The organism is Enterococcus sp. DIV0240d (genome assembly GCF_051711245.1).
GTDB classification, from domain to species: Bacteria; Bacillota; Bacilli; order Lactobacillales; family Enterococcaceae; genus Enterococcus_D; species Enterococcus_D casseliflavus.
On sequence record NZ_JBIOMG010000001.1, the window covers coordinates 1,033,819 to 1,052,223 of the forward strand.

General features: G+C 40.6%; 14 protein-coding genes and 1 pseudogene. 11 read left to right on the forward strand and 4 right to left on the reverse strand.

Annotated features, from left to right (window positions below; translation table 11 throughout):
* The first annotated feature begins 187 nt into the window (after positions 1-187).
* Both mngB and IGJ25_RS04945 read left to right on the forward strand, forming a co-directional pair.
* Entirely contained in the window at positions 188-2,863 is a 2,676-nt protein-coding gene (mngB, locus tag IGJ25_RS04940; RefSeq protein ID WP_005225264.1) for a mannosylglycerate hydrolase, read from the forward strand.
* A gap of 383 nt (positions 2,864-3,246) precedes the next feature.
* Positions 3,247-3,675, forward strand: a complete 429-nt coding sequence (locus IGJ25_RS04945; protein WP_005225265.1) for a GNAT family N-acetyltransferase — start codon at positions 3,247-3,249, stop codon at positions 3,673-3,675.
* 84 nt (positions 3,676-3,759) lie between these two features.
* Here the strand turns inward: IGJ25_RS04945 and IGJ25_RS04950 are convergent, their stop codons facing one another.
* Positions 3,760-4,587 carry a LysR family transcriptional regulator gene (locus IGJ25_RS04950; protein ID WP_081117234.1) on the reverse strand — a complete coding sequence of 276 codons (828 nt, stop codon included), beginning with the start codon at positions 4,585-4,587 and terminating at the stop codon, positions 3,760-3,762.
* Between the two features lie 150 nt (positions 4,588-4,737).
* Here IGJ25_RS04950 and IGJ25_RS04955 point away from each other — a divergent pair, with 150 nt between their 5' ends.
* The 5 genes from IGJ25_RS04955 (at position 4,738) to IGJ25_RS04975 (ending at position 9,535) form a co-directional block, all read left to right on the forward strand.
* Positions 4,738-5,706, forward strand: coding sequence for a TDT family transporter (locus IGJ25_RS04955; protein WP_081117235.1), 969 nt, complete (start codon positions 4,738-4,740; stop codon positions 5,704-5,706).
* Between the two features lie 93 nt (positions 5,707-5,799).
* The gene (locus IGJ25_RS04960) at positions 5,800-6,759 is read left to right on the forward strand and encodes an L-lactate dehydrogenase (RefSeq protein WP_010747562.1); all 960 of its coding nucleotides are present in this window, start codon (positions 5,800-5,802) and stop codon (positions 6,757-6,759) included.
* Between the two features lie 318 nt (positions 6,760-7,077).
* Positions 7,078-8,154: an ABC transporter permease gene (locus IGJ25_RS04965; RefSeq protein WP_010747563.1), complete on the forward strand. Its 1,077-nt coding sequence runs from the start codon at positions 7,078-7,080 to the stop codon at positions 8,152-8,154.
* A gap of 5 nt (positions 8,155-8,159) precedes the next feature.
* Positions 8,160-8,861, forward strand: coding sequence for an ABC transporter ATP-binding protein (locus IGJ25_RS04970; protein WP_010747564.1), 702 nt, complete (start codon positions 8,160-8,162; stop codon positions 8,859-8,861).
* Positions 8,862-8,908: 47 nt separating this feature from the next.
* Complete coding sequence (locus tag IGJ25_RS04975; protein WP_081117236.1) at positions 8,909-9,535, forward strand: TetR family transcriptional regulator; 627 nt, start codon at positions 8,909-8,911, stop codon at positions 9,533-9,535.
* Between the two features lie 115 nt (positions 9,536-9,650).
* Here IGJ25_RS04975 and IGJ25_RS04980 read toward each other — a convergent pair whose 3' ends face one another.
* Together IGJ25_RS04980 and IGJ25_RS04985 are read right to left on the reverse strand one after the other, a co-directional pair.
* Positions 9,651-11,078 (reverse strand): APC family permease, encoded by a 1,428-nt coding sequence (locus tag IGJ25_RS04980; protein WP_438779130.1) that lies wholly within the window; start codon positions 11,076-11,078, stop codon positions 9,651-9,653.
* Positions 11,079-11,635: 557 nt separating this feature from the next.
* Positions 11,636-12,175, reverse strand: a complete 540-nt coding sequence (locus tag IGJ25_RS04985) for a hypothetical protein (protein ID WP_010747566.1) — start codon at positions 12,173-12,175, stop codon at positions 11,636-11,638.
* A gap of 140 nt (positions 12,176-12,315) precedes the next feature.
* Here IGJ25_RS04985 and IGJ25_RS04990 point away from each other — a divergent pair.
* From IGJ25_RS04990 to IGJ25_RS05005, 4 genes and pseudogenes are all read left to right on the forward strand, one after another.
* Positions 12,316-14,792: pseudogene (locus tag IGJ25_RS04990) on the forward strand (vitamin B12-dependent ribonucleotide reductase).
* 86 nt (positions 14,793-14,878) lie between these two features.
* Positions 14,879-15,268, forward strand: a complete 390-nt coding sequence (locus IGJ25_RS04995; RefSeq protein ID WP_010747568.1) for a DUF4430 domain-containing protein — start codon at positions 14,879-14,881, stop codon at positions 15,266-15,268.
* Between the two features lie 538 nt (positions 15,269-15,806).
* Complete coding sequence (locus tag IGJ25_RS05000; protein ID WP_081117238.1) at positions 15,807-16,295, forward strand: AAA family ATPase; 489 nt, start codon at positions 15,807-15,809, stop codon at positions 16,293-16,295.
* A gap of 392 nt (positions 16,296-16,687) precedes the next feature.
* Positions 16,688-16,939 carry a type II toxin-antitoxin system Phd/YefM family antitoxin gene (locus IGJ25_RS05005; protein WP_081117239.1) on the forward strand — a complete coding sequence of 84 codons (252 nt, stop codon included), beginning with the start codon at positions 16,688-16,690 and terminating at the stop codon, positions 16,937-16,939.
* A 308-nt stretch (positions 16,940-17,247) separates the two neighbouring features.
* Here IGJ25_RS05005 and IGJ25_RS05010 read toward each other — a convergent pair.
* A protein-coding gene (locus IGJ25_RS05010) for an IS3 family transposase (protein ID WP_143348764.1) occupies positions 17,248-18,389 on the reverse strand; the annotation gives its coding sequence in 2 pieces (ribosomal slippage) (positions 17,248-18,161 and positions 18,161-18,389; 1,143 coding nt in all).
* Between the last annotated feature and the right edge of the window lie 16 nt (positions 18,390-18,405).

Sequence of the window (18,405 nt, forward strand, 5' to 3'; positions counted from 1 at the left end):
TCTGACAAGGACAAGACTTGGGGAAGAAAACAAGAGTATTTGAAGAGAAACGATTTTCAAAATTCGAAGCATTTATGTAAGGATCAAATGATGCGTACCAGATGGTAAAAAAATTGAGAAAAATTAATAGGCACGAACGACACCCATCGTTACGTGCCTTTTTTAATCACGGGAGAGGAATGATTGAATGAAAAAAACAGTACATGTCGTACCCCACAGTCATTGGGATCGCGAATGGTATTTTACGACGAGTCGCTCGAAAATCTATTTGATGCACGATCTAAAAAACGTCATTGAACAACTAGAAAAGGATGATCCTTATGAAAGTTTCATTTTAGATGGACAGGCTTCTCTGTTAGATGATTACTTGAAATGGCGCCCACAGGACAAAGAAAGGATTCAACAACTTGTTCAACAAGGAAAATTGATCATTGGCCCATGGTACACACAAACCGATCAATTAGTGATCTCGGGAGAAAGCATTGTTCGTAATATGTTATATGGCATGAAAATTTGTGAAGCATTCGGAACCTACATGAATGTCGGCTATGTGCCAGATTCTTTCGGACAAGCAGCTAGTATGCCACAAATCTATCGTGAGTTTGGTATCACAGACACAATGTTTTGGCGCGGTGTCAGTGATGACGATGTTAAACACACAGAGTACAAATGGCGTGGAGAAGATGGTTCTGTGGTCAATGTTTACCAGATCCCAAGTGGGTACTACATTGGCGGTGCCATTCCTGAACGAGAAGCAGAATTAGCAGAGTTCTTACATCAAGAACCGTTTAAAACGACTTGGGGGCGCAGTGCAACGGATCAAGTGTATTTTCCAAATGGTTTCGACCAAGCACCAGTTAGAGAAAATCTTCCAGAATTGGTTGATCGAATGAATCAACTGTATCAGGATGAGTATGAGTTACAATTTTCAACGATCGAAAAATACATTGCTGCGGTCAAAGTACGCCATCCTGAGTTGGAAGAAATCGCTGGTGAACTGATCAACGGCAAATTGATGCGAATTCACAAAACGATTTTTTCTTCACGTCCTGATTTGAAGGCGATGAACACACAGATCCAACATTACTTAGTCAATGTCATGGAGCCTATCTTAACCATGGCTATGCAATTAGGATTTGAGTACCCCGTAGAAACAGTCATAGAGATTTGGAAGTTAATGTTTGAAAATGCGGCGCATGATTCGATCGGTTCTTGTGTTTCTGATACGACCAACGAAGATATCTATATGCGCTATAAGCAAGCGCGAGATATTTCTATGAATCTTGTCGAATTGATGTTACGACAGATTTCTACTGCAATCAACAACCCACAAGCAAAAGAAATTACTTTTACGCTTTTCAATACCTATGACACAAAACGTAATGGGGTGATCGAAGCAGAGGTTTATTTGCCGCAAAAAGATTTTGCGATCCTTGACCAGTCAGGTCAGGCGTTACCTTATACGATTTTAGAGCTTACCGACCAAACGGAGTATGTGTTGAATCAGGGGAACATATTAGATCCAGTCAAGGAGATCTATTTGCCGGAGAAAGTCTATAAAGCAAAGATTGCCATAGAAACGACTGATGTGCCGAGTATGGGGTATACCCAGCTGACAATTGATTTAAAAGGTGATACAAGCGCACCATTGCAGGAGATTACAACCAATACGATCGAAAATGAGTACTATCAGATCACTGTCAATAGCAATGGCTCGTTAGATATTCTAGATAAAACCAATCAGGTGCTTTATCAAAATCAAGGGATCATTGAAGAAAATGGCGACGATGGTGATTCATTCAATTATTCACCACCTGTGAAAGATTTTGTGATTTCATCAATTGATGCGCAACCAACGATCTCGATTCAGCAATCAGCAATCTACCAAAAGATTGATGTGGTATTCACGCTGAGGGTTCCGAAGGATTTAGCTGAACGTGCAGAAAAGAAGGTCTCGGCTTCACTACCGATCCAATTGACGATCGTGTTGAAAAAACAATCGCAACAAATTGATTTCAACTTAACGGTTGAAAACCAACAAGTGGATAGTCATCGGGTATGTGTGCTATTTGATACCGGAATTGCCTCGAAATTTTCGCTGGCTGACCAACAGTTTGGCACGTTGCAGCGCCCTGTTGTGTTTGAAAAAGAAATGGCTCTTTGGGAAGCTAATAAAGAGCAATGGAATGAGCAGCCGATCGCCATAGAAACTTGTCAATCGTTTGTCGGTTTATTCGATGCATCCCATGGCGTAGCAGTCATGCCCAAGGGTGTACGTGAATATGAGATCGTGGGGAAAGCGTTTGATACGATTCGCTTAACGATTTTCCGAACCTATGGCTTCATGGGGAAAGAGAATCTACTGTATCGACCAGGGCGTGCTTCAGGAGAATCAGTGATTGCGACACCAGCTGCGCAGTGCCACAAAACGATGCATTTTGATTTCTCTGTTGCTTACTTTGCTAAAGGATTTGATCAAGCAAATGTTGCACAGAGTGCCAAACAAGCAGTAACACCGATCACTCTTTATCAATCCGCAGAATTCCTGAATTCCCGCTTGATATTTACTTTAGGACCGGTTGAACCAACCTTACCGGCAAACTTTAGTCTTTTTGAGATCAATGGCAATTTGACCCTGAGTGTATTGAAAAAAGCCGAAGATCGTCTAGGTTATATTTTGCGTCTATACAATGGGCTTTTAGATGAAGGTGGACACGCAACGATCACATTCAACCATCCAGTGAAGTTAGTAGAAACAGTCGATTTAAAAGAAGCTACAAAAGAAGCACTGGTTGTGGAAAAGAATGTAGTCACTCTTGAAAAGATAGGCCACGCAAAATTTGTGACATTGTATGTAGAGTAATTGCTACTGAGAAAAAGTCACGCGAAGCGGCGAGTCCGCTTGTGCCATAGAAAAGTGAAAAAGGTTCGTAAGTCTTATCAAAGTATTTACGAGCCTTTTTTAATACTAATGCGAAACAGACGAGAATCTTTGTAGGTTGAATGCCAATAGCGAATGTATACCTAAGCCATCCTTTCCAAGGTATGCAAAAATCTCTCCTCTGTACGAGTTGCACGAAAGGAGGAAAGTCAGAAGGCAGCTTGTCGGTTTTCTTTTAATTCTTATTTCAATCTCAGTTTATGTAGTTTTTGGTATTTCACATCAGCGGCGCAGAACGGGCTTTCTTGACAAATAAGCATTCTAAAAATATAGTTGAGTCAAAAGCTGCAAGACAGGAGAATATCATGAAAATTAGAGCCGCAGCATTGTCTGATCATAAAGAACTAACTCATTTGTCGAAAGTACTAGGCTATCCAATCGAAGAAGAAGTATTGATCGAAGGCCTAAAGAGAATTTTAGCTGAGGAGGATCATCTCTTGCTTGTTGCCGAAATAAAGGGTAAAGCAGTTGGGATGATTGAAGCACAGCCGTATTCAACAGTTTATTCTGCTGGGCAATTTTTTAATGTCCTAGGTTTGGTAGTGGATGATCAAGTGCAAAAGCAAGGCGTTGGCGGGAAACTACTGTCGGCAATTGAAGAAGAAGCCCGACAGCGAGGAATGCAAGGCATTCGATTAAATTCGAATGTTAAACGCCATGCTGCTCACAGGTTTTATGAAAATCATGGCTACCACAGCAGTCATGAACAGAAACGGTTTATCAAGGAATTATAAAAATACAAAGACGCTGGAGGAGTGACAAACGACACTCCAGCGTCTTTTTTTGTATTCACTTTAATTGGTTCAAAAGACTAATATTTATGGAATCAATGCTAACAACAGCCGTTTAATCTCCTCATAAACCTCTCCGGTTTCCGGCGTCACACGTTGACGATTCTGAATGATAAAAAGATCACGATAGCGGTACTCTGGATCAAGTTCCTGCCAAGGCAACTCTTCTGGTAATGAAAGTTTCGAAATGATCGATTTGCCGATGTTTTGTTTTAGTAGGGACAAAATCACTTCGCTATTATTGGCTTTGATGATTTGCGGATTTAGGTGCTGTGCGTAAAGATAGGTTTCGTTAATGTAATACATCCCCGAGTCGTTTTCTCGCAAGACCCAAAAATCAGAAGCGAGGTTGCCTGCTAACACCAATTCATCGCGATAAACGAATTCTTTTTGGATCAATGGCGAAACGATTGATTTTTCGATCAGGCCGATATGGGCTTTGTTTGATTCGACGGCATCGATCACTTCTTGCGAATTCATGATTTTGATTTCAAAGGCAAATGTTGGAAATTCTGCAATCAGCTGTGCCATGATGCTAGGCAGTAAGTAAACGGCGGTGGTATTCGAACAAGCGAGCACACACGCTGTTTTAAAATTTTTGGTGTCTTTGGCTTGCGAAAAAATAGTGGACAATGAGCGGAGGGACTCGACCACACGAGGATACAAAAACTCCGCTTGGCTAGTGGGTAAAATCAATTGTTTTCCTTTACGTTCAAAAAGTTTGAAGCCAAGTTCCGCCTCTAATCGTTGGATTTGCAAGGAGATCGTTGGCTGAGTTTTATAGAGCTGTTTTGCGGCAAGACTAAAGTTTCTCGTTTCATAAACAACAATGAAGGTTTTGAGCAATTCAATCATTTTGCGGACTCCTTTATTATTAATAATATTTATAATTAGTATTTAAAAGTACAATTTTACAAATAGTTATCAGGTGATTATAGTATAAGTGTAGAGAAAAAAGAAAGCAAATTTAATTGAAATTTTCATACGTTAAGAAAGGATGAGTTGATGAAAACATCGATCCAGCATTTTTTACATTCATTGCCAATCCCGATTTGCGGCTTGATTTTAGGCACTGTGTCTTTGGGGAATTTATTGTATTCAGAAGGAATGGAGACGGTTGGAAATGCGTTTTGCACCCTTGGTATTTTCATCATGGGGCTCTTCCTTCTGAAAGTATGCTTTACATTTAAGCACACGATGTCAGAGTTGCAAAACCCAATCGTTGCTTCGGTGGCGCCGACCTTTACGATGGCGCTGATGGTGATCTCCACTGTTTTTGAACGGGTCATTCCCAATGCAGTGGTGAATGATCTGCTCTGGTGGGGGGCTATCGGCTTACATTTTGCTCTAATGATCTATTTTGTTGTCGTGCATATTTTGCCTGTCGACCTTTCGCTGGAATACATTTATCCAAGCTGGTTTATTACCTTCGTCGGGATTGGCGTAATTCCCAATACTTCTGCTGTCTTTTTTAAAGAGCTAGGGGAAGTGATCGTCTGGATCGCATTGGTATTGTATTTTACGCTTTTGCCGATTATTTTAAAGCGAGTCGTCCATCAAAAGCTGACGGAACGTGCGGCAGTTCCTTTGATCACGATTTTAACAGCACCAGGTTCTCTTTGCTTAGCAGGTTACCTTTCCGTATTTGAACAAGGCTCTGCTTGGTTTGTCGCCTTTATGCTGTTATTGTCACAAACGATTTATTTCTGTGTTGTCGCTTATATGAAAAACATGCTGGCAGTCGGGTTTTACCCAAGCTATGCGGCATTTACGTTTCCTCTTGTGATCTCGGCGACTGCAATGTTCAAATCAGCACTGTTTTTTGCGAATCACCCACTGATATTTGGGTTTCTACAAGCCTTAACGATTATTGAAACCAGCTTTGCCGTGATTGTCGTCTGCTATGTGTTAGGAAAATATGCTGTTCATTTGTATCAGCAAACCAAAGCGCTGATTGCCGGTCATAGTTATTAAGGAAACACAAAAAATCATCCATTTTTTGAGAAAATGCGTACTCTACGCAAAACAATAGCACAAGTATTTGAAAAGAAAGGGAAGGGATCGCACATGAAAAGTACAAGCAGAAAAGTTGTCGTTGTCGGAACAGGTTTCGTTGGAACGAGCATTGCGTATTCCATGATCAATCAAGGACTAATCAATGAATTGGTCTTGATCGATGTCAATCGAGACAAAGCAGAAGGAGAAGCCCTCGATTTGTTAGACGGTATGTCATGGGGGCAAGAAAACATCAAAGTTTGGGCGGGAGAGTACTCGGAATGTAAAGATGCTGATATCGTCGTTATTACTGCAGGGATCAACCAAAAGCCAGGACAAACACGGCTTGAATTGATCGATGTGAACGCCGAAATTATGGCAAGCGTCACAAAACAAGTGATGGCTTCAGGCTTTGATGGCGTGCTTGTCATCGCTTCAAACCCAGTCGATGTCTTAACTTATCAAGCATGGCGTGTGTCAGGGCTGCCAGCCAATCGTGTTGTTGGTACGGGAACGACCCTCGATACCACAAGACTTCGAAAAGAAGTGGCGGCAAAATTAGCCATCGATCCACGGAATATTCATGGGTATATCATTGGGGAACACGGTGATTCGGAAGTCGCTGTCTGGTCCCATACAACGATCGGTGGTCAACCGATCGTAGAATTGATCAAGCAAAAGGATCGTTTGACCGTTGCCGATCTAGCGGTTCTTTCTGAACGAGTAAAAAATGCCGCCTATGAAATCATCGATCGAAAACAAGCAACATTTTACGGGATAGGGATGAGTGTCGCAAGAATCGTTCGAGCGATCTTAAATGATGAGCAAGCGATTCTGCCGGTGTCTTCCTACCTTGATGGGGAATATGGCATCAACGATTTATTCACAGGTGTTCCTGCAGTCGTGGACCAAAACGGCGTCCGCGAAATTATTGAATTGACGCTTACCCCTGAGGAAAAACGGCAGTTTGATACTTCGTGTCATCAGTTACGAGCAGTAATTTCCACAATTGGACAAAGCAAAGTCAGCTGATCTCAAGAATACTAGTAATGAAATCCTCGTGTTCGTTTTTGCCAAAGCATGGTTCGACTATTTACGGTCGGCCATGCTTTTTTTACATCTAGCCAAGAATGTTAAAAGGAAATGGCGTATTTTACGCGAAACGCCCACTATTCAACTCTCTTTTTTCTCACTCCTTTAGAAAAAACATCCTCAGTGAATGACAGAAAAAGAATGATCGATCAACCTTGCAAACATTTCGAGTTGTAAAAAGTGACAAAGTGTCACCTTGTGTGGTATTCTTCAAAAAGTGACACTTTGTCAACATTTGGAAAACAGGAGGAAAGAGCAATGTTTCTGGCTATAAAAGAAATGCGTTATTCAAAATTAAGATATGGGCTGATCGTAGGAATCATGTTTTTGATTGCCTATGTTGTTTTTATATTGTCTGGCTTAGCTACCGGACTTAACTGGGATTTTAAAAAGGCCATCGTCGACTGGGATTCATCCGCGATCGTTTTATCAGAAGATGCGAATGACACATTTGCGGCTTCGCAATTGACGAGAGGGGATCTAGACCGTGTAGCAGGAACCCAAAAAGCCCCGATTGGTTTATATAGCAGTGTCATCACGGTCAACGATGAACAAGTCAATGTGACTGTTTTTGGTACACAAGACGATGCGTTCTTGTTACCAGAAGTTTTAGAGGGCAAGCTGTTTTCAAAAGAAAATGAGATCACGATTTCAGAAAACTTAGCAGAAGAAGGTATCAAGGTCGGGGATCAAGTGAAAATCGGACGTTCAGATGAAACCTTCAAAGTCGTTGGGATCACCCCAGAAACGTCTTATACGGTGTCACCAGTGATTTATACTTCCCTCGATACTTGGACGAAAATGAAGTTTGCTAATCAACCATTTCCATCTGATAAGGAGCAGCCCATCAATATCATTGTGACCAAATCAAGTGATCCGAGAGTCGATAACCAAGAAGGAACCCAGCTCAAAGTCTTGGCAACGGAAGACTTTATTGAAAAGCTTCCCGGATTTTCTGCCCAAAACTTGACCTTAAATGCCATGATCTACTTCTTATTTGTTGTTGCAACGGCAATCGTGGGGATTTTCATGTATGTGATCACCCTACAAAAAACGGCGATTTTTGGTGTGATGAAAGCCCAAGGGATTCGGACCAGCTTTATTGCTAAATCAATTATTGCGCAAGCATTTATGGTCGGTGTGATCGGGGTAGCCCTAGCCTTTGCGGCGGCATACGGCACCAGTTTGTTTTTACCAGATGCCATGCCATTTTTCTTTGAATTAAAGCAATGGCTGCTTTATAGCGGCATCTTGATTCTCGTGGCAGTTCTAGGCGGCTTATTCTCCATTCGGACGGTCACAAAAGTCGATCCAATTACGGCAATAGGAGGGTAACAAAGATGAAAGACATTTTAGTAATGAAGGATATTATAAAAAAATTTGGCAAGCTGCATACCGAAGTAACGGCATTAAAAGGACTGAATTTTCACGTTCAAGAAGGGGAGTTTGTCAGTATCATCGGCCCTTCTGGTTCAGGAAAAAGTACCTTTTTGACCATCGCTGGCGGCTTACAAAGTCCAACATCGGGAGAGATCATCATCAACCAGGTGAACTTTTCCCAATTAAATGAAAAGCAACGAGGAAAGTTGCGTTTTAAAGAGATTGGGTTTATCTTGCAAAGCTCGAATTTGATCCCTTTTCTAACGGTAAAGGAACAATTTTATTTGGTCGACAAAGTTTCAAGAAAAGCCAAGGAAAAGGAACGGATTGATGAATTGCTTGCTTCATTAGATATTCTCGATCTTCAAGACAAGTTTCCCCGCGATTTATCTGGTGGGGAACGTCAACGAGTAGCAATCGGCAGGGCGTTGTTTAATGACCCAAGCTTGATTTTGGCGGATGAACCAACTGCCAGTTTAGACACCGATCATGCGTATGAAGTCGTGAAGTTATTGGTGAAAGAAGCGCATGAGAAAAAGAAAGCGACAGTCATGGTCACTCACGACGAGCGAATGATCCAATGGAGTGATCGCATTTTCCGAATGGAAGATGGCAATCTGATCGAACAAAACGCCCCGTCAAGAGAAACTGCACAAGTCTGAGTGGAAAAGTAGAGGGATTTGTTTATAATAGAGGGAGTAGATTGCGAATGATGGAGGAGAATCCCTTGCCAAGTACAACATTTTTTCATTTAAAACAAGAGAAAAAAGAAAAAATCGATGCCGTGCTTTTAGAAGAATTCTTCAGCAAGCACATCAGTCAAGTCAAGGTCTCTGCCATCGTCGAAAAGTCGCACATTTCTAGAGGGGCGTTTTACAAGTACTTTCAAAACTTAGAAGATGCCTATGACTATGCGATCGCCGACTATTCAAACCAAATCCATTCCGCGATTTTTACGTTTATCAATCGCAACAAAAATGATTTTTTCAAAGGGATCGAAGAATACTTGGCTTGGTGCAGTCAATGGTCACCTGAAGATGATCATTGGAAAATGATCCACTTATGTACCCAAAGTAATGCCTGGACGAAGCGCGATGCGATCCCTGACGATTCGCCCATGATTCGTCAGTGGTTGGAGCTGTTGGAAGAAAATCGCTTTACGATCCATGATACGCAAGAAGCTGTCAGTTTCCTTTATTTTATTATGGCGGTCGTGATGGATAGTCTGACAGATTTTATTTCGAATGAATGGACCGCAAAAGAGCTGATCAAAGATTTTCGCTATAAGGTGCAATGGATCAAGTATGGAATCAAAGAGGAAAATGACGAAGAATGAACGCTTCGGCAAGAGGATGGAGCAAATGCCTCGCACAGCGGAAAAGTTCATATATAAGGAAAGAGGTGCCCGACAACCGAAATAGTTGTCGGACACCTCTTTTTTGAGGGAATGATTATTTTTTATTTACACGTTTCGCAATGATCGGCAAGATCAAGCCAATCAAAAGAAAGGCAATTGGCGTAATGATATTTAAGGCCAATTGGAAGAACCAAGCTTGCGGATCTGCCGCATAATCAAGCTTAGGAACCATCCCTAAAATGCAGGCAAAGGCCGTGAACAAGAAGCACCATAAGCCGATCCCAAAGCCAACCTTGGTGTTTTTCACGAATTTATAATCGGAAGTAAAGCGATTGGCGTGTTTGTTGACTAACATAAAGGCTAAGAAGACCCATAAGTAACGCAATGGCATGACAACTGAATTCAAGTTCAACAACCAACGATACAGTTCGGTCATATTGCCGATTCCTAGTGCTGGAATAATGATCAAAATGCTGACTAGGATACCAGTCATAATATACCCATTTACTGGTGTTCCTTTTTTGTTTAGTTTTGCTAAGCCATTTGGTACAAATTCTGAATCAGCATCAGACAATAATATTTTCAATGGGGCATCAATTGAAAAAGCCAAAGCAGAAATTTGCGCCAACGCATTGGCGATGGAATAAAGAATGACAAAGAAATTGCCGATTCCGTAGAAGTTTCCTAGTCGTTGAAAGGCTTCATAAGCGCCGTTGACCATCAAATCTTCTGGAATATGGTTGGCATCAAAAAGCATCCCCATAGCAATCGAGCCTAGCAAGGCACATAACGCCACCATACCGGCTAAAAAGATCATGCCTTTTGGAAATTCTTTGGCAGGATTTTTTGTGTTATTTACGTAAGGCGAGATTTTTTCACAGCCACCTACCGCAAATACCAGCATCGAGATCGTGGTTAAATAGGTAAAGTCAAATTTAGGGATATAGGTTGAAACAGATGACATATTTGGTGTAGCAATCTCAGCACCAGTCATTGCTGGAGCAGTCACTGCTAAAAGAATAAAAAGAATCGACATCACGAACATGGCTGTTCCGGCGATGTTCCCAATCATTTTTAAGGTCGTCAATCCTTTAGAGGCAATCCATAAAAAGAATAGAAAAATAGCTAAACAAATCAACGAGACTTCCATGGAGCCCATCGTTGATACAAATGTACCATTTCCTTTAAATAACCAACTCAATGACACTAAGATTCCTTGGGGTTTTTGTGCCAAATAAGGCACGTGAACGACCCAATAAGTCCAAGCAGCAAAAAAAGCCAACCGCTTTGTTGAGGTTTCTTTGATCCATGAGGAAACCCCACCACTTGACTCTTTGAAGGTCGATCCTAACTGACCAACACTTAATGTATAGGGTACAAAATAAAGAGCCATAATTAATAGCCACGAAACAACAACAGTCAATCCTTGTTGAGCGTAGTTGTTTACAACATTTCCCAGTCCCCAAACAGAGACGAACGCCATCAGCGCAATATTATACCAGCGTAATTGTTTCTCATTCATCGCTTTCTCCTTCTTAAAATGATTTTTCTGACTGGTTAAAATAGAGCGTTTTTTGAAATTTAGTGAGAAAAAAATTTCTTTCCATAAGCGCTTGATCACTATCAAGTTTCTTATGCATTTTTTCACAAATGTCAAAGATCAAATTGAAAAAAAATTTCATTTGCTTCTTTTTATCCAGTCGTTGATTTTCCATAGTTAGGATAAACCTCTGAATTCTTTTGGTCAAGAAAAATTAAATTGTTATTTAAAAAAAATAATAAATTTCTGATGATTGAAAAAGCAAACATCATCATTCATTAATAATCTGAAAGGAATCCAACTACATTTGGTCAAGGGCATGGATGAAAGAGGGAGTGTTTCATTTAAATGAATGGACGTACAAAGATGGAAGAAACCCTTTCGTAAGGCTTTTCGCTGGTACTTTTTGGATTGATATTTAAGCAAAGAAAGTAGGAGAGTAGTCGTAGTTTTTTTGGTTTTCTAAGAAAAATTTTACGCGAACATTCTTTCAAAGAAACACTAAAACAAAGTTAGCCGAATGCTTCGTTCCATCGAAATCACTCGTTTTTTTTCGCCAACTTATAGGAGGTGGGTGTTATTCGCTCAAATACTGGCCATAAAATCAGATAAAAGACGAAGTTTCCGCTGGCATGGAAGAAATCGAACAGTAGTCCTTGAAGGTAATAGGCAAGAAACGAAGGAAACTGATAAAGCCAAACTTCCATCAACGAAACGATCAAGCCATAAAGAAGTCCGCAAAGAAAGGCAAAGAAAGCTTGCAAGAAGCGGTTTTTCTTGATGATCGGTATTTTTCCAATCTGATGAAAAAGAACGATGGTGACAGTAAGTGCAGCCAATTGACTGATCGTCCAGAGACCCATGCCTAGATAGATATTTGTTCCGAGCAAACTTAATAAGGCAATCACCAACGCATCGGATAAACGGTAAGAAAAAGCCACTAAAAATAAAAGGGCACTCATAGGCTGAATGTTAGGGATAAAGACAAAAACTAACCGTCCAACGATACAAGCCGCAGTGATCAGTGCTAAATGAGAAATTCTTTGGATAGAAAATATCTTGGTTTGGGGAGGAAGCATGAGAATCGCCGTCTTTCTAATTGATAATCATTCTCATTATACATGGAAAATAATAAAATTCAAGATTGAAATGCACATTATATAGTATGATAATAAAAAACGAGCACAATATGTTGTGTTTTAGAAGGCGAGGGAAAGAAATGGAATACAAAAAACAAACGATTGAGAAATTGAACGAGGATATCAAGTTGTTCCAAGAAGTTTCGGCGATCACACCAGAAATGACCCAAACATTTGAGGGAATCGCTCGTTTGATTATGCTGGATCGTTATTCATACAAGGATCAAACCCATCAAACATTGCGTAAGGATGATTTGGTGATTTTGACAACGAAAGCTGATCCTAAATATCCTGCGCGAGGAATCGGTGTTGTGAAAGCAATCGATGGGGAACTAGTCTCTATCGAAGTGGAAGAGGCCTATCGCTCAGCGTTAGAAGATATTGATGAACAAGCCAATGGACTTGTTAAAAGAAGAAAAAGTGACATTGAAAAACCGTTAGAACTCTTTTTTGAGCAAGTGGCGCATCGTGTAGCCAAAGGGATTTCTGCCAACGAGTCCCATGACCAGGAGCACTTCTTTGAGGCGTTTTACCAACAAATCGTGGCGCAAAACCTAATTCCCGCAGGCAGAGTACTTTATGGAGCAGGAACAAATTCTCAAGTTACCTACTTCAATTGCTTTGTGATGCCTTTCATCCATGATTCCCGAAAAGGGATTGCTGTTCATCGACAAGAAGTTATGGAAATCATGAGTCGAGGTGGCGGGGTTGGAACCAATGGGTCGACTTTGCGACCAAAATCAAGTGTGGTCCACGGTGTCAGTGGTCGGTCTTCTGGGGCAGTTTCTTGGTTGAATGATTTGGCAAACTTGACGAACCTTGTCGAACAAGGAGGTAGCCGCCGTGGAGCGCAGATGATTATGATGGCAGATTGGCATCCAGATATTTTTACGTTTATTCTTTCTAAAGTTCAAAATCCTGCTGTATTGCTTCACCTGAAAAAAACAGTCACGAATGCAGCAATCAAACAACTGATCAATGAAAAACTGCAATTTGATCCTTTGACAAAAATGGAAGAAAGAATGTTCACTTATCTAGCGCAACTGCCTGAATCGTCAGATAAGGAACATAATGACATGATCCAAAAGGCAAAAGAAAAATTGCGCATAGGTGGCAGCTATACGGTAAAAGAAAGTGATTTCTTAACTGGTGCGAATATTTCAGTCTGCTTGACAGGAGAATTCATGGAAGCAGTGAAGACAGATGGGTGGTATGAGCTGCGCTTTCCAGATATTGACAATTATTCAGAAGCAGAGATGGCGCAATATGATGCAAAATGGGCGGAAGTCGGGGATGTGCGAGAATGGGCAGCTGCTGGTCATAAAGTCAAAACCTATCAAAGAATCAAAGCTCGTGAGTTATGGGAGTTGATTACTTTTTGTGCAACGTATTCTGCTGAGCCTGGTATTTTCTTTATCGATAATGCCAACAAGATGACGAATGCTACAGCATACGGACAAAAAGTCGTGGCAACCAATCCGTGCGGTGAACAGCCCCTAACCCCTTATGCCGTCTGTAACTTGGCAGCCATCAATCTCGCAAACATGGCGGATCGCCAGAAAGGCACCGTTGATTTTGCCAAACTAAAAGAAACCGTGAAAACAGCAGTTCGTTTCCAAGACAATGTTATTGACGCAACGCCTTACTTTTTTGACAAAAATGAGCAGCAGGCGAAAGGGGAAAGACGTGTTGGATTAGGGATCATGGGCTTGGCAGATTTATTGATCTACTGTGGGAAAAAATACGGATCGGCAGAAGGGAATCAATTCGTTGATCAAATTTTCGAGGCAATGGCAGTCACTGCCTATGAGGCATCCATTGAATTGGCGAAAGAAAAAGGCAGCTTTCCCTTCCTGATTGGAAAAAATGACCAAGAGACGCAAGCGTTGCGGAAGAAATTTATCGATACAGGATACATGAAAAAAATGCCAGCGCACATCCGCGAAGGCGTGCTGCGAATCGGTATTCGCAACTCTCATCTTTTGACTGTTGCGCCAACAGGATCGACAGGCACGATGACGGGAGTTTCAACTGGTTTAGAACCTTACTACTCCTTTTCTTATTTTAGAAGCGGTCGACTAGGTAAGTTTATTGAAATCAATGCGGAAATCGTTGACGAATACCTGATGGATCATCCTGAACGAACCAAAGCGGAGTTGCCGGCATGGTTCATTCCGCTATGGAGTTGACACCCGAAGAGCATGTCGGTGTGCAATGCACCATTCAACGCTGGGTGGATAGCTCCATTTCAAAAACGGTCAATGCACCAAAAGGATATACAGTAAGCCAAGTAGCCAAGGTTTATCGAGATCTTTATGAAGGAGGAGCCAAAGGAGGGACCGTCTATGTAGACGGCAGCCGAGATTCACAAGTACTTACCTTAGAAGCGGTTGAAAATGAGCTGACCGCACAAGTTGAACCGCTGCCTGTCGTTCAAGTAGATGAACCCGTCGCCTCTGGTAAAATCTGTCCCATCTGCCATGAAGGAACCATTGAGGAAATCGGCGGCTGCAGTACCTGCACAAACTGTAAAATCCAATTAAAATGCGGGCTCTAAGAAAAACGGGATTGATAAAATAACTCTTATCCGCATATTGGATAGAAAAACGATTAGTATTTTGACTATTGGAGAGGAAGAAATAGATGAAAAAAGTATTTGTCGTATTCATGCTAGTGAACACACTACTCGTCGCTACAGGATGCCAACAGGTAAGTGTAACGTCAGAAAGCACGCAGCAAAGTTCCTTGAAGCAAGAACAAGGAACAGCTACGATCGTCATCCAAAATCAAGAAGCTGTGACCTCAAAAGAAGTAACGTTCCGAGAAAATGAGTCGCTGCTGGAAGTAATGAAAGAAAACTTTGCGATCAAAGAAAAAGATGGCTTTATCACTTCGATTGACGGCATCAGCCAAGATCAAAAAGCCAATCTATTTTGGGTCTATACCGTCAATGACCAAATGACCGATAAAGGGGCACAAGAGTTGTTTTTAAAAAACAATGACACTATCACATTTGATTTGAAAGCATTCTGATTTGTTTGATTCTAAGGATCTTTACTGGTACAAAAGAACTTGCCCATAAAGATCTTTATCTATACAGATAGACTCTTGCGTTGATTTTGGAGGCAGTTTTGCACTCAAGTTCTACTCAAGAGTCTATTCTTGTTTTTCTATCAGAGTTTGGAGTGGTGGCTTATTTTATTTTAAAATTGGAATAATAGAAATAAAGATACCATTACATACATAAGTTTTAGCCATGATGTTTCTTTCGTATTTTGGCTTTCGTTCCTATTTTTTGTAGAAAATAATTTTTTTATAGTAGAGTGGAAATGGACAAAAATTTGATTTATCCGTTAGCTTAAGTGGCTAACGCTTCTATTCTCTAATATATGATTTTACTTACTATTTTTCTTGCGATTGTTTCCCAATCTGCTTGTTGTTCATAAAAACAATGTTATCATTGTATCATCAGATGTGGGTGGCGAACAGTGGTCTAAAACACGAGCGTTGATTACAAATAAGGTTTTTTCGTTCTCTTTGTTTATTGTTCGAAAAAGGTAGGAGGAGAATAATGGTTGAGGTACTTTTGATGTGTGGCGTTAGTGGTGCAGGCAAAACCACTTACTCAAAACAAAAAGAGCAAGAAGGCTATGTAAGACTAGCAATAGATGAATTGATTTGGGAAGATTATGGCGTTTATGGTGTTGATTACCCTTCGGAGAAATATGCAAAAGTTTCTTCATTATCTTCAGTTAAATTGAAAGAGCTTACAGTGAAGGCTGTTCAAGAAGGAAAAAACGTAGTTGTCGATTCTAGTTTTTGGGCTAAAAGTCACCGAGACGCTTATAGAGAACTACTGGCAGCATATGATGTGACGATTAAAGTAATCTATCTAAAATCTGATTATGATACTTTACGAAAACGATTAGCGATCAGAAATAAAGTCCAGACTGCAAATTCCGCTTTTCCTATTACAGAAGAAATCCTTCAACGTTTTTTTTCAGGATTCGAAGAACCGATAAATGAAGATGAAGTAGTGATTGAGCAAAAGAATAAATGAAGTAGCATCAAAACGTTTTTTACTCTTTTTCAATACAGTTAGTCTTATTCCTGTGCAGGACACGAAGGACAGTCATGCTAGAAGCAAAATAGTGATTGGCAATTTCTTTTCTTGTTGCATTCTTCGATTAATAAACGAATCAAAAAGCAAGCCGCTGAAGACAAAATGACTATGACAGCTGTTAAAGACCAAGAATCAATACATGAAACCGCCCATTGGATAAATAGGACGGCAAACAGTAAGCACCTTGAGCAATCGAAACCACAAGTTAAGTCTCAAAAAACGATTACTACAAGATATGAAGAATTGTAAGAAAAATTAAGTATATTCACTCTCTTTGTTAACGTACGTTATAATATGTTTAAGATATTTAAAGAAAAGGAGGAGAAAACATGGAAGTAATTACACCAACAAATGCAAGAAAAAACCTTTATGAAATCATTAAGCATGTTGTGGCTGACAGTCAACCTGTAGAAATTGCGAATACAAAAGAGCAAGAAAGCGTCATTATGATTAGTAAGAGCGATTGGAACTCCTTACAAGAAACACTCAACTTACAAAATGTGGGTGTACTTGATCGGATCAAACACTTTGAGAATGAAGAGAGTGAAGATTTAGGTGAAATAGATTGGGATACAATGTAAAGATCAAAAAGAATGCTCGCAAAGATTTGTCTAAATTGAAGAGTATCAATCTAACTAGTAAGTTTGATGAACTGATCAAAGTTAAGGAAAATCCTTTTCAAACACCGCCACCTTACGAAAAATTAACAGGATTGGATTTGAGTCAATACCTCGGACACGATTTGTGAGAATTTTTTCGAGATTCCAGCGGGTGAGTATCTCATCGTTTCGACCAGCCGTCAAACCAAAACCGTTTGACCGCTGATCGAAGCGATGAAGTTGAAGCCCTGTGGAAATCTCGCAAAAAAAATGTAGGTGGTAGCTAGGAACTAAGCTTGCAATGCCAACTCCTCCATCTGATTTGGTGTTAAATAGTTGATACTACTATGGATTCGCTTGCGATTGTAAAATCCTTCAATGTATTGAAATAACGCTAAATGAGCAGCTTCAAAGTTTTCATACGCTTTTGATGGATAGACTTCTTCTTTTTTGAGTGAGGCGTGAAACGATTCGATGCCGGCATTATCGTAGGGACAGCCCTTACGACTGAAGGAGTGCCGAATGTTCAATTCATTCAGCTTTGCCTCATAGGCTTCGCTATTGTACTGAGAACCCAAATCTGAGTGGATGATTAAGTTCTCGGAGGGTGTTTGGTGTAAGAGCGCATGGTCAAGGGTTTCGATAACCAATTCTTTCGTCATCTGCTTGCCAAACTTCCAACCGATGACTTTCTTTGTGTGGAGGTCTTGGATAGTGGAGAGGTAGGTCCAGCCATCTTTTAGGGTATGAATATAGGTAATATCTGTCACCCATTTTTGATTGATCGACGTAGTGGTAAAATCTTGGTTTAACAAGTTTTTACGTCCTTCACTTTTAACTTTCACTTGTTTGCCAGGCTTGTACTTCTTGAGGGTGACTGAACGCAAGCCTAATTTTCTCATCAGTATTTGTACTTTCTTTAGGGACAAGCTCTCGCCACGGCCAACAAGAATCTTATGAATTTTGGGCGCACCATAGATCCCCTTGTTTTCAAAGTAGATTCCTGAAATCAAGCGGTTTAAGCGTTTGTTTTCTGATTGGCGCTTGGAAGGCTTCTTTTTCTTCCAGTCATAGTAGCTGGATTTCGGTGCTTCCAAAACGGTACACATTTGTTTTACGTCATGATCATGAACATTTGATTGAATAAATTCGAAGACATCACTCATTTTTACTTTTGAGCGAATATGGTTAAAGCCTTTTTTAGGATGGTGTTTTCCTCCTGCATGCGGGCCATTTCCTTTTTCATTGCTAGGATTTCTGCCTCAGTCATGCCGGTTGCTTCATTCTTTGTATGAAGCTTCTTCCAACGATAAATCGTTTGTGTAGCGATACCATATTGCTCTGCCAGTTCCTCGACCGATTGGCCAGACTGGTTTAAATCTAAGATCGTCTTCTTAAAGTCTTCATCAAATTTTTTATTGGCTTTTGCCATCGTGGACACGTCCTTT

Excerpts from the sequence above, each read along its gene's own strand:
- IGJ25_RS04955 (WP_081117235.1), top strand. The coding sequence starts at position 4,738 with ATGAAAACATCGATCCAGCATTTTTTACATTCATTGCCAATCCCGATT.
- IGJ25_RS05000 (WP_081117238.1), top strand. The coding sequence starts at position 15,807 with ATGGTTGAGGTACTTTTGATGTGTGGCGTTAGTGGTGCAGGCAAAACC.
- IGJ25_RS04985 (WP_010747566.1), bottom strand. The coding sequence starts at position 12,175 with ATGCTTCCTCCCCAAACCAAGATATTTTCTATCCAAAGAATTTCTCAT.
- IGJ25_RS04975 (WP_081117236.1), top strand. The coding sequence starts at position 8,909 with ATGATGGAGGAGAATCCCTTGCCAAGTACAACATTTTTTCATTTAAAA.
- IGJ25_RS04960 (WP_010747562.1), top strand. The coding sequence starts at position 5,800 with ATGAAAAGTACAAGCAGAAAAGTTGTCGTTGTCGGAACAGGTTTCGTT.
- mngB (WP_005225264.1), top strand. The coding sequence starts at position 188 with ATGAAAAAAACAGTACATGTCGTACCCCACAGTCATTGGGATCGCGAA.
- IGJ25_RS04980 (WP_438779130.1), bottom strand. The coding sequence starts at position 11,078 with ATGAATGAGAAACAATTACGCTGGTATAATATTGCGCTGATGGCGTTC.
- IGJ25_RS04950 (WP_081117234.1), bottom strand. The coding sequence starts at position 4,587 with ATGATTGAATTGCTCAAAACCTTCATTGTTGTTTATGAAACGAGAAAC.
- IGJ25_RS04995 (WP_010747568.1), top strand. The coding sequence starts at position 14,879 with ATGAAAAAAGTATTTGTCGTATTCATGCTAGTGAACACACTACTCGTC.
- IGJ25_RS04970 (WP_010747564.1), top strand. The coding sequence starts at position 8,160 with ATGAAAGACATTTTAGTAATGAAGGATATTATAAAAAAATTTGGCAAG.
- IGJ25_RS05005 (WP_081117239.1), top strand. The coding sequence starts at position 16,688 with ATGGAAGTAATTACACCAACAAATGCAAGAAAAAACCTTTATGAAATC.
- IGJ25_RS04945 (WP_005225265.1), top strand. The coding sequence starts at position 3,247 with ATGAAAATTAGAGCCGCAGCATTGTCTGATCATAAAGAACTAACTCAT.
- IGJ25_RS04965 (WP_010747563.1), top strand. The coding sequence starts at position 7,078 with ATGTTTCTGGCTATAAAAGAAATGCGTTATTCAAAATTAAGATATGGG.